Source organism: Flavobacterium sp. GNP011, assembly GCF_056428925.1.
Map to the genome: position 1 here is coordinate 1 of NZ_JBWJVJ010000078.1, position 228 is coordinate 228.

A 228-nucleotide genomic window follows, 5' to 3' on the forward strand; every position below is an offset into this window, starting at 1 on the left:
TAAAGTTGAATACCACATCAGTTCCTTCGGTAGCCGAAGCCGGAGTGATCGTTGCCACAGTAGGGGCGTTGTTATTGTCGATAATCGTACCAGTAGCCGAAACAGCTCCATTAGCGATGCTGAACGTTTCATCAGCCTCGTCGATAGCATCCACAGTTGTTGGTACCGCTACCGTTCCAGTAGTTGCACCCGCAGGAACAGTTACCGTCACGTTTGTCGTAGTGTAAT

Annotated in this window: 1 protein-coding gene; it reads right to left on the reverse strand. The window is 49.6% G+C overall.

The genetic code is table 11. The features are described 5' to 3' along the window. On the reverse strand, nucleotides 1-228 hold a 228-nt coding region (locus AC061E_RS16685; protein ID WP_478287260.1), incomplete at both ends, for a hypothetical protein.